At 64.4% G+C, this 14,480-nt stretch carries 10 protein-coding genes and 2 pseudogenes; 3 read left to right on the top strand and 9 right to left on the bottom strand.

The window, feature by feature from the left end; all coding sequences use genetic code 11:
- Positions 1-17: 17 nt before the first annotated feature.
- The 3 genes from B9A31_RS07440 to B9A31_RS07430 all read right to left on the bottom strand — a co-directional run bounded on the left by B9A31_RS07440 (position 18) and on the right by B9A31_RS07430 (position 2,831).
- Entirely contained in the window at positions 18-833 is an 816-nt protein-coding gene (locus B9A31_RS07440; protein ID WP_025752625.1) for a sugar phosphate isomerase/epimerase family protein, read from the bottom strand.
- Between the two features lie 29 nt (positions 834-862).
- Entirely contained in the window at positions 863-1,915 is a 1,053-nt protein-coding gene (locus B9A31_RS07435) for a Gfo/Idh/MocA family protein (protein ID WP_084296838.1), read from the bottom strand.
- Between the two features lie 139 nt (positions 1,916-2,054).
- Positions 2,055-2,831, bottom strand: a complete 777-nt coding sequence (locus B9A31_RS07430; RefSeq protein ID WP_016711093.1) for an IclR family transcriptional regulator — start codon at positions 2,829-2,831, stop codon at positions 2,055-2,057.
- Between the two features lie 195 nt (positions 2,832-3,026).
- Here B9A31_RS07430 and B9A31_RS07425 point away from each other — a divergent pair, with 195 nt between their 5' ends.
- The 3 genes and pseudogenes from B9A31_RS07425 to B9A31_RS27430 all read left to right on the top strand — a co-directional run bounded on the left by B9A31_RS07425 (position 3,027) and on the right by B9A31_RS27430 (position 5,534).
- Positions 3,027-4,739, top strand: a complete 1,713-nt coding sequence (locus tag B9A31_RS07425; protein ID WP_025752629.1) for an FAD-dependent oxidoreductase — start codon at positions 3,027-3,029, stop codon at positions 4,737-4,739.
- 15 nt (positions 4,740-4,754) lie between these two features.
- Positions 4,755-5,162, top strand: a pseudogene (locus B9A31_RS27435) (sigma 54-interacting transcriptional regulator); the annotation flags it as partial.
- A gap of 144 nt (positions 5,163-5,306) precedes the next feature.
- Complete coding sequence (locus B9A31_RS27430) at positions 5,307-5,534, top strand: helix-turn-helix domain-containing protein (protein WP_256207354.1); 228 nt, start codon at positions 5,307-5,309, stop codon at positions 5,532-5,534.
- A 3-nt stretch (positions 5,535-5,537) separates the two neighbouring features.
- Here the strand turns inward: B9A31_RS27430 and B9A31_RS07415 are convergent, their stop codons facing one another.
- From B9A31_RS07415 to B9A31_RS07390, 6 genes and pseudogenes are all read right to left on the bottom strand, one after another.
- The gene (locus B9A31_RS07415) at positions 5,538-8,426 is read right to left on the bottom strand and encodes an HD domain-containing phosphohydrolase (RefSeq protein WP_084296837.1); all 2,889 of its coding nucleotides are present in this window, start codon (positions 8,424-8,426) and stop codon (positions 5,538-5,540) included.
- A gap of 290 nt (positions 8,427-8,716) precedes the next feature.
- A pseudogene (locus tag B9A31_RS07410) lies at positions 8,717-9,440 on the bottom strand (aldehyde dehydrogenase family protein); the annotation flags it as partial.
- A 62-nt stretch (positions 9,441-9,502) separates the two neighbouring features.
- Positions 9,503-11,188, bottom strand: a complete 1,686-nt coding sequence (locus B9A31_RS07405) for a thiamine pyrophosphate-binding protein (protein WP_025752635.1) — start codon at positions 11,186-11,188, stop codon at positions 9,503-9,505.
- Positions 11,189-11,213: 25 nt separating this feature from the next.
- A complete protein-coding gene (locus B9A31_RS07400) occupies positions 11,214-12,410 on the bottom strand; it encodes an NAD(P)/FAD-dependent oxidoreductase (RefSeq protein WP_019096238.1) in 1,197 nt (398 codons plus the stop codon).
- A gap of 27 nt (positions 12,411-12,437) precedes the next feature.
- Positions 12,438-13,250: an NAD-dependent epimerase/dehydratase family protein gene (locus B9A31_RS07395; RefSeq protein ID WP_019096237.1), complete on the bottom strand. Its 813-nt coding sequence runs from the start codon at positions 13,248-13,250 to the stop codon at positions 12,438-12,440.
- A 25-nt stretch (positions 13,251-13,275) separates the two neighbouring features.
- Positions 13,276-14,478 (bottom strand): aminotransferase class I/II-fold pyridoxal phosphate-dependent enzyme, encoded by a 1,203-nt coding sequence (locus B9A31_RS07390; protein WP_084296836.1) that lies wholly within the window; start codon positions 14,476-14,478, stop codon positions 13,276-13,278.
- Positions 14,479-14,480: the final 2 nt, after the last annotated feature.

Genomic DNA, 14,480 nt, shown 5'->3' with positions numbered 1-14,480 from the left:
GCGCTGCCCGCTCGGAGTCAGACTGCGGCCAACACCGCCTTGGCCTTCTCCAGTGCCATGCGCGCGCGCTGCTCGCCGCTGATGCCCTGCTCCAGCAACTGCCGCGTGGGAATTTCCAGGCTTAGCGGTACGCTTGACGGCAAGACGCGTAGCAGGCTGACCAGATCGGCATCGCCATCGCCCGGGAAGCGTCGCTCATTACGCGCCTGGCGCAGGATCTCATCCATGTCGGCCGGTACCGGACCGGCAACGTCGCACAGCTGGGCATAACGCATGCGCTGCGGTGCCAACTGCGCCAGGTCATCCAGTGAAGACCGGGAGCGGTTGAAGTGGAAGGCGTCCACCAGCACGCAGCCATTGCCATGGTCGGCGTTGGCCACCACCCGCATAGCCTGGCGCAGGTCACGTACCTCGGTCCAGGGCATGAATTCCAGGTGTGGGTGAATACCATAGCCCGCCGCCAGCTCGCACAGGGCAGCAAAACGCTCGGTCAGGCGTGCTTCATCGGGGTCGTTGCCTGCCACCAGCAGTTCAGTGCCACCCAGTTCGGCGCCCACCGCAAGGATCGGCTCGAAATCAGCCACACAGGTCTCCGGCTTCAGGCGCAGGATTTCCAGGTCGAGCACCTTGATGCCGGTGTCGCGCAGGCGCGCCTGGGTCTGCCGGCGCAGCTCGGCATCAGCCACCAGCGGGAAGTGCTGTTCCTGCTCGGTGGCGGCTACCAGGCGCAGGCCAACGTGGCTGTAACCGGCACGGGCTGCCGCCTCTACCATCTCTGGCGGGGACAGTTCGAGTACCGTCAGGGCTGCAAGGGAGAAAATACGGTCAGTCATTTATCGTCACCAAAAGAGTAGAGGTTGCGTCAGGCGATGTGCTCGGGCGCGCAAGCCCGGCCCATTTCCGCCGCCTGGCGGATCGCTTCGATCAGCGCCAGCGTGCGGCCACCGTCGGCGGCATCGATCAGCGGCGCCTGTTCACCCCGGGCAACCCGCACGAAGTGCTGCAACTGCAGGGTCAAGGCCTCGCCGGCGGGAATGCTCTCCTCGCTTTGAAGCAGCGGCGTGTGCCAGCCCGAGCCCGCTTCGGCGTAGTGCCAACGCTTGAGCTGGGGAATGCTCAGCGCCCCTTGAGTGCCGGCCAGCAGGTAGCACGGCTGGCCATCCTGGCGCGGGTACACCGGGCTTTCGCCAGCATCCAGCTCCCAGCTCCACGGCGCCGCCACCGCGTCGGAGCCGGTCAGGCTACCCAGCGCGCCGTTGGCGAACTGCAGCAGCACCGCCGCGCTGTCTTCGTTGGCAAAACCACGTACATCGTTACGGGTGAATGCCTGCACCTGTACCACCTCGCCGCACAGATGGCGCAGCAGGTCGAGGTCGTGGATCAGGTTGGTCAGCAGGAAGCCGGCGCCCGGTTCACGGCGCCATGGCGTTTCGAAATAGCTGTCGGGTTTTTGCAGTTGCCACAGCGCGGTGACATTGATCAGCCGGCCCAGCTTGCCGTCGGCAATCACTTGGTGCGCCTTGGCGATCAGCGGGTTGTGCCGCCGGTGATGGCCGACCAATACGGGTACGCCACAACGGCGCGATGCTTCTACCAATGCGCGAACCTCATCCAGGTGCACGCCCACCGGTTTTTCGACCAGCACCGGCACGCCGGCTTCGACGCAATCCAAGGCGGTCGCCACATGCAGGTTGTTTGGGTTGGCAACGATTACTGCCTCGGGGCGTGCGCGCTCCAGCATCTGCCGGTGGTCGGCAAAACAGGGCACGCCGCATTCAGCGGCAAAAGCCTCGGCCTGCGGGCCGGGGTCGGCCACCGCGCACAGCTGGGCGTGCGGCACATTGCGCAGGTGCTGGTAGTGCTGGCGGCCCATGATGCCGGCGCCGATCAAGGCAATACGAAGGGGTTCGTTCAACAGCCTGTCCTCTTGTCATTGTTGTTGTATGAATTATGGAACCCTATTCCAAAACTCATACAGCACAATTTAGAACCAAGTTCAGCCTTTCAGAAGAACCCGCAGGACAAGCTGTTCGGTAATCGACCGGAAATGCGCGTCAGGCAAACAATTCGCTTGCCCGGCTGGCCGCCGACAGCTCTTGTGCAGCAGCCAGCAGTAGTGGCGCCAGCTCTGCCAGGCGGCTTTGCGCCATCCGTGCACTGGGCCCGGCAATGCTCAATACGCCGATCACCTCGTCAGTGTGCGGGCGGCGCACCACGGCAGCCAGGGCCGAGGTGCCGATGGCCGAGGTTTCCTCGACCCAGGCATAACCACGCTCGCGGGCACGGTGCAGATAGGCGAGCAGCTCGTCGGTGGAGCGCGGTGCGTTGGGGCCGAACTGCGCAGGGTCGGCAATACCTTGGCGCAACACCATCTGCAGCGCCTGCTCATCGTCCAGGCTGGCCAGCCAGGCATGCCCGGACGCTGTATAGAACAGCGGCGCATCGCGGCCCATGTCGGGGTCGTAGCGCAGCCCGGAACGGGCGCCCTGAGACTTGGCGATCCAGGTCTGGCGGGCACCGTCGATCACGCCAAGGCGCACCAGCTCACCACTGTCCTGGGCCAGGCGGTCGAGAATCGGCTGAATGATGTCGGCACCGTTGCTCGACAGGTAGCGAAACCCCAAGGCCACCAGTTTGGCAGACAGTTGGTAACGGCTGTTGTCGCGGTTCTGCCGCACGTAGCCGAGCCGCACCAGCTCGGTGAGCATGCGGTGGGTGGCGCTTTTGGGAATGTCCAGGCGCTCGGCCAGGGTTTGCAACGGCAGCCCCGAGGGTTCGCCGGTAAGGGTTTCTACAAGACTGAAGGCGCGTTCGATCTGACTACCAGCCATGACTACAGGTCCCTGATTTTTTTGCCGATTCTAGAAGATGATTCCACATGAGCGATACCGGCCGCAGCGAAGTCGCGCTGAAGTGTCCGGTTATCGCCCAGTTGTTGACTGCGCGGGCTGCCATGCCCTTGCGGGTAAAGACGGCGCCGATAAAAATGTGGAACCTTGTTCTAATAACAACACAGGAACACCGCGATGCCCTCAGCTGCTCTGGATACCGAATACGATGTACTGGTCATAGGCTCCGGCGCCGCCGGGCTGGCTGCGGCCGTGACGGCGGCCTGGCATGGGCAGAGGGTGATCGTGGTAGAGAAGGAGCCCGTGTTTGGCGGTGCCACCGCCTGGTCCGGCGGCTGGGCCTGGGTGCCACGTAACCCGCTGGCACAGCGGGCCGGCATCGTGGAGGACATCGAGCAGCCGCGAACTTACCTGCGCCATGAACTGGGAACCCACTACAACGCCGAGCGCGTCGATGCCTTCCTTGAGGCTTGCCCGCACATGGTGGCGTTCTTCGAGAAACATACGGCGTTGCAGTTTGCCGACGGCAACGGCATCCCGGACATGCATGGCGACACGCCGGGCGCAGCCCAGGGCGGGCACCAGGTGATCGCGGCGCCGTATGATGCCCGCGAGGTGGGTGCCTTGCTGCCACGCCTGCGCAAGACCCTGCGCGAAACCTCGTTCATGGGCATGCCGATCATGGCCGGTGCCGACCTGGCGGCCTTCCTCAACATGACCCGTTCGCCCAAGGCACTGCTGCACGTATGCAAGCGTTTTGGCCGTCACCTGTATCACCTGGCGCGGTATGGTCGGGCGATGCACCTGGTCAACGGCGTGGCACTGGTGGCGCGGCTGGCCAAATCGGCACAGGACCTGGGTGTGCACCTGCAGGAATCGGCGCCGGCCAAAAGCCTGCTGGTCGAAGATGGCCGAGTGTGCGGGGCTCGGGTGGCCACGCCGCAGGGCGAGCGACAGATACGCGCCAAGGCCGTGGTGCTTGCAGCAGGTGGCTTCCCCAACGACAGCGCCCGGCGCCAGCAGCTGTTCCCGCGCGATGCCAGCGGCCACGACAACCTGGCCCTGCCGCCACAGGGGTGTTCCGGTGACGGGCTGCGCCTTGGCGAGGCGGCCGGCGGCGTGGTGGCCACCAACCTGAAATCGCCGGTGGCCTGGGCGCCGGTTTCGCGCGTGCCGCATCGCGATGGCAGCATCGGCCACTTCCCACACATTATCGAGCGCGGCAAGCCAGGCATCATCGGCGTGCTGGCCAACGGCAAGCGCTTTGTCAATGAAGCGCATGGCTATTACGACTATGTATCAGCCATGGTCGCGGCAGTCCCGCAGGGTGAGGAAGTGTGCTCGTGGCTGGTGTGCGATCATCGCTTCTTGCGCCGCTTTGGCCTGGGCTATGCCCGCCCGGCACCGCTGCCGGTGTGGCCGCATGTGCGCAGCGGTTATCTCAAGCGGGGTGTCACGCTTGAAGCGCTGGCGGACGCCTGTGGCATTGAACCGGCCGGGTTGCGTGCCACGGTCAGCGACTTCAACAAACATGCACGAGATGGCCAGGACCCGGCATTTGGCCGTGGCTCCACGCCGTTCAACCGCAAACAGGGTGACCCGCAGCACAAGGGCCCCAACCCGTGCGTGGCGCCCATCGAACACGGGCCGTTCTATGCAGTGAAGGTGCAACCCGGCTGCTTTGGTACCTTTGCCGGGTTGCGCACCGACGGCAGTGCCCGGGTGCTGAATGAAGCCGGGCAACCCATCGCAGGCCTGTATGCGGCGGGTACCGACATGGCCAGTGTGTTTGGTGGCTGGTACCCGTCGGGCGGCATCAACCTGGGGCCAGCGCTGACCTTTGGCTATGTGGCCGGGCGGCACATTGCCGGGGTGCAGGCGTATGAGTGAGGTGGGCCAACCGGTTCCGGCAAGGAAGTGTTCGCCAAAGCCCTGCATGCCCACTGCTGCCCTCAGGCCCCGTTCGTTGCGATCAACTGCGCGGCCCTGCCCGAAAGCCTGATCGAAGCCGAGCTGTTCGGCTATACCGAAGGCAGCTTCACTGGCGCCCGCAAAGGGGGTGCCATGGGCCTGCTGGAGTCAGCCGGGGACGGTATCCTGCTGCTCGACGAAATTGGCGACATGCCGCTGGCCCTGCAAAGCCGGTTGCTGCGGGCACTGCAGGAACGGCAGGTCACCCGCATTGGCAGCACCACGGCAGCGCCCTTCAAGGCACACATTGTCGCAGCCACCCACAAAGACCTTGGCGCGCTGGTAGCCAACGGAGGTTTTCGCGAAGACCTGTTCTACCGCCTGGACGGCCTGCGTGTCAGCCTGCCCGGTTTGGAACAGCGCCTGGATAAACAACAACTGATCGAAGCCTTTTTCCAGCGTCCGGGCTTTGCGCCGCTGCAGGCCGAGGCCAGGCGTCGGCTGCTGGCCTACCACTGGCCGGGCAACCTGCGGCAACTGGAGAACGTGGCACGGCTGGTCGGGGTGCTGGCCCCGGGTGAGCCCAGCATAGGTGCGCAGCACCTGCCAGAAGACCTGCAAGGCCAGCCGGTCGCGGCGCCGCGCTCGCTTTCAGACGCCACCCAGGACGTGATCGAGCGCGCCTTGCTGGCCCATGAGGGCAATGTCAGTGCTGCCGCCAAGGCGCTGGGTATTTCCCGTACCACCATGTACAAGCGCCTGGGTTCGCGCTAGCACTCAGGCCGGGCAGCGCATCTGCGCCAGCCAGTACGGCACATCCACCTCGTCGATCTGCTCGGCACGCAGGAACAGCTCGGCATACTGGCGGTACACCCCGGTGCTGAGGAACAACTCCAGCAGTTGCCCGTCGATGTGCCGGTCACGGGCCATGAACACCAGGATCTTCACCGATTCGGACAACGTCTTCGGCGGCTTGTAAGGCCGGTCGGCCGCCGTCAGTGCTTCAAATATGTCGGCAATGGCCATGACTCGCTCGGCAATGCCCAGGTCATGCTCACCCAGCCGGCGTGGGTAGCCGCTACCATCCAGCTTTTCATGGTGGTTGCCGGCGATGGCCGGTACGCGTCTCATCTGACGTGGAAACGGCAGCGAGCTGAGCATGATGATGGTTTGCACGATGTGCTCGTTGATCTTGAAACGCTCCTCGTCATTCAGCGTGCCGCGCCGGATCGACAGGTTATACAGCTCGCCGTGGTTGCTGGCGTGGGCTGGCAGGCGCATGTCGAAGCCCCATCGGTTACACGGGTCGCCCTTGGTCACCGGGGGTTTGCGCTCGCCCCAGGGCACACGATGCTCGGGGCGGTCGGCCAGCAGCGATTCTTCTACCGGCAGCGCGGGTTGCGGTACGCCGGTATAGCGCTGCGCCTCATCGCGGGAGATGCCCAGGCGGTTGTCGAAGTGGCGCTGCCAGCGCTGCTGGCTGATCTGCTGCAGGCGTTCGATATCGGCATCCTGCATGGACTCGCCGCCGATGTTGGCCTGGGCGACAAAGGCGAAGTCATCCTGCAGCTGGGCCTGGCTATGGACTAGCGCGGCTTGCAGCACCTGCGGGTCGGCGCCGCTGGCCAGGCCTCGCCAGTAGGCCAGCTCGGCATCACGCCACAGCACTTCAAAACGCATGCGTACTTCATGAATACGGTTGTACAGGGTCTCCAGCTTGGTCGGCTTGTCCACCACGTACTCAGGGCTGGTGACCTTGCCGCAGTCGTGCAGCCAGGCCGCTACGCGAAATTCGTAGCGTTCGGCTTCAGTCATGCTGAAGCTGGCATAGGGGCCGCTGTCGGCATTCACCACCTGGTCCAGCAGCATCTGCGCCAGTTGCGGCACACGCTCGCAGTGGCCGCCGGTATAGGGGCTCTTGGCATCGATGGCGTCGGCCAGCAACTTGATCATGGCATCCATCAGGCGTTGCTGGGCTTCGGCCAGCTGGCGTGTCTCGATGGCCACTGCCGCCACGCCAGAAAGCTCTTCGACAAATTGCCGGAACGGTTCGCCCAGCTGGTCGCGCGCCTGCGCCTCATCCAGTTGCAGCACCAGAATGCCCAGCAGCGCCTGGCTACGGTCTTTCAGCACCACGGCCTGGCTGCGCTCGTCCAGGCCGAGGGCCTGCGTCACCGCAGCGGCCAGCGTGCAACGGGCACCTTCATCCACGGCAAGCTCGCCGGGGTATTGCTCACCCCGGCAGGCGGCGGCCAGGCGCAGCAGCGTGTGCTCGGCGTCGAACAAGTACACCACACCGGCCTCGACCCCGGCAGCGTGCACCAGGTGAGCCAGGACGCCGTCGAGCATACGCGCCAGGTCGCGCTCGCGGCTGAGCGTGAGGGTAATGGCCTGGAAACCGCGAATGGTGCCAGCCATGCGGCTCAATACCTGGCTCAGCTCTCGTACTTCGGACACCTGCGATTTCACCCCCACTTCGCGGCTGAAATCAAAGCTGGCCAAGCCCTGCACCTGTTCAGCCAGCACCTTCAGCGGGCGGACGATACGCCGACCGAGCACACCGCCAAGCACCAGCAGCACGGCCATCAACGCCAAGGTCCAGAGCAACTGCTCGAACAACACCTTGCGCGCACCGGCCAGCAGCTCATGGCCCGGCACGGCAATCAACACCTGCAGATCCTGCCCGGCCAGGCTGGTCAGCGGAATGCGCATGCCATACCAAGTCTGGCCGTCCACCTGGTATGGCTGTGCCTGCGTGCCTGACGGCAGGTCAGCGTACAGGTGCTGCAGGCTTGCAATGTCCAGCTCGCTGAGTCGCGACAGGCGCACGCCCTGCCCTTCATGCACGATCACCCGCTGCAAGTCCGGGTAGGCCACAACATTGCCCTGGTCGTCGAGCACGGCAATTTCGGTGCTGGGGGTGATGCGCAAGCCCTGGGTTTCGCTGGCCAGGTCGTTGACCGAAACATCCATGCCGATCACCGTTTCTCCGTCAACGCTGCGCTGCGCCAGGGTGACGCCTATTTCGCGGGTAGTGAAGAACACGTACGGCGGCGTCAGCACAGTGGCGGGCTGCGCACTGGCTTCGGCGAACCACGGGCGTGTACGCGGGTCGTAGCGGTATTCGGGTTTGGCCTGGGCCTGCAACAGGTTCAACGCCTGGTCGTAGTAGCGCCACTCGCCCTGCACCACCCCGCCCTCGCCACGGCTGACACGCTGCACCAGAAACGCCGTGCCCGGCGGCGCGGCGAAACGCTGCAGCAGCTGCGGGTCACGCAGCCGGCGCACCAACAGGAAATCGCCGCTGGGGTAGCCCATGTAGGCGGCACTGAGCATGCGGTTGGCATTTAGCGTTTCGACCAGTTGCGGCAGCCTATCCAGGCGCTGCGCCTGGGTATGCGCAGCAGGGTTGTGGGCAAGCAGGCGGATGCTGCTTTGCACCGGGTCGATCAGGCGCCGGGCGCGTTCGTCGATGGTCTTGCCCACCTGCTGGGCTGTATCGCCGGCGGCGGCTACCAGGGTCTGGCGGATACCGCGATAACCCTGCCAGGCCAGGGCGGCACCCAGCAGCAGCATGGCCAGCACGATGGCCAGCGCCACCAGCCATTGCAGTGAAATGCCACGCCCGGTCCTACCGGTATCACGCCCCGTCGACACGCAGCCCATCCCAGGTACTCCATGTGAAGCAGATTGAGGGAGCAGCCAGAACGATCATGCGGGCCGAAGCCATTCGCAGGCAGCGAGAGGGGCCGAATGGTGGCCAATAGCCCTGGTCCATCTTGGCAGGAGTGTAGAGTGCGGCGGGGGGTTCTGCCGGGTTGGCAGAAAAAATTAACGTGGCTGGTCACAATGCCCTCAGGTAGACGCCCGCTGCTCCAGCATCACCAGCGTGCCGACATCACCTTGCAGCGCCTGCGCCGGCCATTTCGCGGGTAAAACCGCGAGGCCGGCACAGTCGCCACCACACGGACGTTAACCCCGACCATCCCGTACTCCAGCGCTTCGGATACGCGCCAGATGCGCCCGACGTCCCGGGCATACAGGTAGCAGGCCAGCCCGAACTCGGTGTCATTGGCCTGGGCAATCACGTCCTGCTCGCTGCTGAAGCGGAAGATCGGCGCTACCGGCCCGAAGATTTTCTCTCGCGCCACACGCATGCCCGGTGTGACATCCGCCAGCAAGGTCGGCATCGTCGAACACGATGAACGGGGCGTTGCCCCAATTCCATGGTCACCTTCTTCTCGGCTCTTTGGTCACGATCAAGCGCCGGTCACCGTTCGGCGAAGGAATCACATCGCCGTAAATGCGCTTGCCTTCCTCGGCATAGAACTCCACATAGGCCGCGGCAAAGGCAATTTCGCCACGGGATTCGGCCAACGGCTTGCCTTGTTCAGCGGTCATGATGCGCGCCAGGTCTTCCTGGTGGGCAAGGATTTCGCGGAACCAGGCTTGCAGCCGGGCTGCGCGCTCCTTGGCGGTCAGCGCCCGCCACGCCGGCAAGGCGCGCTCGGCGGCGGTGATGGCGCGGCGGGTCTCATCTGCGCCCATGCGCGGCACATGGCCGAGCACTTCGCCTGTGGCCGGGTTGGTCACGGCAATGCGCTGGCCGCTGTCAGCGGCCAGCCATTGTCCATCGATATAGCAAACTTCACGCAGCAGATCACGATCGGCAAGGTTCATGTCGATTGGCTCGTTCGAAGAATGAAAAAGGTGGGGCCGGACCGCGCCCCACCTGAGGTGAGTCAGCGTTTGGCCTGCAGGGCCTTTTCGCGGATCTGACTGAGGGTCATGCGCGGGGTCAGGGCTTCAGGGTCGACCTGCACCTCGATCAGCGCCGGCTTGCCGGACGCCTGGCAACGCTCGAAGGCGGCGGCGAAATCCTCAGTGCGAGTGACCGTTTCACCGTGCAGCCCATAGGCGCGGGCCAGGGCGGCAAAGTCCGGGTTATGCAGTTCGGTGCCAGAGACCCGGCCCGGGTAAGTACGCTCCTGGTGCATGCGGATGGTGCCGTACATGCCGTTGTTGACCACCACCGTGATCACCCGGGCGTCGTAGTGCGCCGCCGTGGCCAGCTCCTGGCCATTCATCAGGAAGCAACCGTCGCCGGCAAACGCCACTACCGTGCGCTGCGGGTAGGTCAACTTGGCTGCTACTGCTGCCGGCACGCCGTACCCCATGGAGCCGTTGGTAGGCCCGAGCAGCGTACGGAATACGCGGTGCTGGTAGCCACGGTGCACCCAACCGGTGTAGTTACCGGCACCGCAGGTAAGGATGCTATCGGCCGGCAAGGTCTTGTTCAGCCAGGCGATCACTTCGCTCATCTGCACATCACCCGGCGAACGCGGGGTTTCGAAGTTGCCCCGGTAGCCGCTGTTCAGGCTGGCGACCCAGTCGGTGAACGCCGCCGGGCGCACGGCGGGCAAGGTGGCGGCCTGGTTCAGGAAGCTCGCCGGGCCGGCATTGATGCCCAGGGTCGGTTGGTAGACGCGGCCAATTTCTTCGGCGCTGGCGTGCACATGCACCAGTGCCTGTTTTGGTGTCGGGATGTCGACCAGCGCGTAACCGCCCGTGGTCATTTCGCCCAGACGTGCGCCTACCACGATCAACAAGTCAGATCGCTTCACTGCATCGACCAATACCGGGCCGGCAGCCAGGCCAAGGTCGCCGGCATAGTGCGGGTCGGTGTTGTCGAACAGGTCCTGGCAGCGGAATGACGCTGCCAGCGGCAAATGCTGCGCCTGCACGAAGCGCTTCAGGTCGGCCACCGCCTGGGCGTTCCAACCACCGCCACCGGCAATTACCAGTGGCCGCTTGGCCTTGGCCAGCAGCGCCTGCAGTTCGCCCAGCGCCTGCGGCGCCGGGGCGGCTTCGACACGCTGGGCCGGGCGGGCATCGGCTACCTGTACCACGTCCGTCAGCATGTCTTCCGGCAAGGCGATCACCACAGGCCCGGGGCGGCCGCTGATGGCGCGCTGGAAGGCCTGGTTGACCAGTTCGGGAATGCGTACGGCATCGTCGATCTGTACCACCCACTTGGCCATCTGGCCGAACATGCGCCGGTAGTCCACTTCCTGGAAGGCTTCGCGTTCAATCTGGTCGCGGGCCACCTGGCCGATGAACAGCAGCATCGGCGTGGAGTCCTGGAAGGCGGTGTGCACGCCCACAGAGGCGTTGGTGGCGCCTGGGCCACGGGTAACGAAGCAGATGCCCGGCTTGCCGGTCAACTTGCCGTAGGCCTCGGCCATGTAGGCGGCACCACCCTCCTGGCGACAGACGATGAGGTCGATTTCGTCCTGCACATCATGCAGCGCATCGAGCACCGCCAGGTAGCTTTCACCCGGCACACAGAACGCACGCTCGACACCATTCACCCGCAGGGCATCGACCAGTACCTGGCCGCCACTGCGCTTCACTTCGGAGTTGCTCATTGTTGTTCTCCCTCAGGCGCTGCGGTCAGATAACCGAGTCTTCCAGGAACGGCTTGTTGTCGATCACCCGCTGGTAGCTCAGCGCGCCCAGGTCGAGCGAGCGGTAGCCGCCATAGGTGATCAGCTCGGACAGCCCGCGGCCAATGGCCGGTGCCTGCTGCAGGCCGTGCCCGCTGAAGCCGTTGCAAAACAGGAAGTTGCTCACTTCGTTATGCGGGCCCACGATGGCGTTGTGGTCGAGCACACAGAAGTCGTAGTGCCCGGCCCAATAGTTGACCACTTTGATGCCCTCGAACGCGGGCACCCGCTCGGCAAGAATCGGCCACACCTCTTCGTCAAACTCCTCGTGCAACACGTCGAAGTCTTCAAAGTCCACTTCCGGGTCGTTTTTAGGGTAGGTGCCGCCCAGGTAGAACTTGCCTTCGGGGCGGAAGAACACCCCGGTCGGGTCGATGGTCAGTGGCACGGTGCCTTCCAGCGGGGTACGGCAGTCGAACACGAACAGCGAGCGGCGCCGTGGCTCGACCGGAATATCCAGGCCCGCCATGCGCGCGACCTTGGTGCCGCGAGTACCGGCACAGTTCACCAACAGGCCGCAGCCGATACGCTCGCCGCTGGCCAGTTGAACGCCGGTAATGCGATCACCTTCGCGCTGGATACCCACCACCTCGTTCTCGATGTACTCGATGCCCATGGAACGCGCCTTGCGGCGGAAGCCGTTGAGCATGCCAAGGCTGTCGAACCAGCCTTCTCCACTCTGGCCATAACTGGCGCCAGCGAGGCGGTCGATGTTCACCCAGGGAAACTTGCGCTGGAGCTGCTCGGGGTCGAGCAGGTGCACATCCGCGCCGTGAGACACCTGGGTATCGTGCAGGCGGCGCAGCACTTCATAGCCCTTGTCGTCGCCAAGGAACAGGTAGCCATTTTCGTGAAAGGCCAGATCCGGGCGGTCGCCATCCACTTCCATCACGTCGGGGAAGTTGCGCACGAATTCGGCGCCGAACCTGGAGATTTCAATGTTGATCGGGTTGGAAAACTGCTGACGGATCGAACTGCTGGACAACGCGGTGGCCGACTTGTTGTAGGTCCAGTCGCGCTCGATGACCAGCACCGACCCCTTGAAGTCCGGGTTGTTGGCCAGGAAGTAGGCGGTGGCGCTGCCGTTGACCGCGCCGCCGACGATCACCACATCGTAATTCTGTTGTTTAGCGGTGGAAGCCATGGAATTAGCTCTCTTCTGATGTGGGCGTTATTTCGGGTCTTCGAAATGGCCGGCGCCGGCGAAGTTGCCGCCGTGGTAGCGTGCAGCGGGTTCATTCGGGTGCAGCGGCGGGTGCTTGGCCAGGACCTTGTCGCGGTAGTCGTCGGCGCTGTCCTTGGGCACATAGCCGATCGATGAGGCCAGGCGGTTGTCCCACAGGCTTTCGCGGTTGGCCGACATGCCATAGACGATCATGTGTCCGACCCGTGGCGCCAACAGTGAGCGCTCGGTGAGCTGAGCGAAGTCGTCGAACGATAGCCAGGTGGCGAGCATGCGCCGGTCCAGCGGCTCGGGGAACGACGAACCGATGCGCAGGTTGACCGACTCGATGGCGAACTTGTCCCAGTAGTAGCGGCCCAAGTCTTCGGCAAAGCACTTGCTGACGCCATACAGGCTGTCGGGGCGATGCGCGGCGGTGGCATCGATGGTCTCGGTGCGGTCATAGAAGCCGATGGCGTGGTTGGAGCTGGTGTACACCACACGCTTCACACCGTTGCGCCGCGCGGCTTCGTAAATGTTGTAGGTGCCGACGATGTTGCCGTTGAGGATTTTCTCGAAGGTGTCCTCCACCGGTACGCCACCGGCATGAACGATGGCGTCAACCCCTTCGGTCAGCGGCAGCACATCGTCGAAGTTGGCCAGGTCGCAGCGCACCAACTGTTCATGGGGCGCAGCGTGGCCCATGTCGGCGATGTCGGTCAGGCGCAACTCGTCGGCGAAGGCGGCCAGGTGCTTGCGCAGCACGCTGCCCAGGCGTCCGGCGGCGCCGGTGATCAGCAGGCGTTTGAAAGGCTTGCTCATGTGTTACCTCGATTGCTTGATGGGCTCAGGACAGCGCCGCGAACGCGTCGCGCAACTGCCCCAGGGCTTGTTCCAGTTCCTGCCGCGACGTGGCGAACGACGGACGAATGTAGGGTTCCAGGCCAAACGCCGAGCCCGGCACAGTCGCGACTTTGCCGACCCGCAACAGGTAGGCCGACAGGTCGGCATCGTTGCCAATGACCTGGCCATCCGGGGTGCGCTTGCCGATGAAGGCACCTACCTCGGGGAAGGCATAGAAAGCGCCCTGCGGCATCTGCAGCTGCAAGCCCGGGATCTGCGCCAAGCCTTGCACCACCAGCGCGCCACGCGCCTGGTATTCACGGTTGGCCTCCCGCACGAAGTCCTGCGGCCCGTTCAGCGCCGCCACGGCGGCCAGTTGCGAAATGCTCGACGGGCAGGTGGTGGTCTGTGACTGGGTCTTGTTCATGGCTACGACCAGGTCTTTCGGCCCGGCGGCGTAACCCAGGCGGTAGCCGGTCATGGCATAGGCCTTGGACACGCCGTTGATCAGCAAGGTGCGCTCACGCAGTTGCGGGCAAGCAGTGACGAACGACACGAACGGCTGATCGCCCAGCACAATGTGCTCGTAGATCTCGTCGGAGATGATCAGCACGTTCGGGTGGCGCGCCAGCACCTTGCCCAACGCGGCGAACTCTTCACGGGTGAAGATCGCCCCGCTCGGGTTGTTCGGCGAGTTGAGCATCACCCAGCGTGTGCGCGGGGTAATGGCCGCTTCCAGCTGCTCGGGCTTGAGCTTGAACCCCTGCTCGGCCCCGCAAGGGATAACCTTGGGCACACCATCGTTGAGCATGGCCATGTCGGTGTACGACACCCAGTACGGCGCCGGGGTGATGACCTCGTCGCCCGGTTCGAGCGTGGCCAGAAAGGCGTTGAACAACAGCTGCTTGGCACCGTTGCCTACGCAGATTTCGTCCAGGCCGTAGACCAGGTCGTTTTCCCGGGCAAACTTGTCGACGATGGCCTGGCGCAACACCTCCAGACCGTTGGGCCCGGTGTAGTGGTTGTTACCCGCAAGCATCGCCTGGTGGGCGGCTTCGATCACGTGGGCCGGTACGTTATAATCCGGCTCGCCGAGTGCCAGGTTGATGACCGGTTCGCCCTTGGCCAGCATCTGCTTGGCCAGTACCGACACGGCCATGCTTGGCGAGCTTTTTACCGCGCGCACGCGGCTGCTTTGCACGTCCATCC

It is taken from the genome of Pseudomonas sp. URIL14HWK12:I5 (genome assembly GCF_900176445.1).
Taxonomy (GTDB): domain Bacteria; phylum Pseudomonadota; class Gammaproteobacteria; order Pseudomonadales; family Pseudomonadaceae; genus Aquipseudomonas; species Aquipseudomonas monteilii.
The sequence above is the reverse complement of the archived record's forward strand: the minus strand, read 5'-3'. Positions and strand labels throughout refer to the sequence as shown.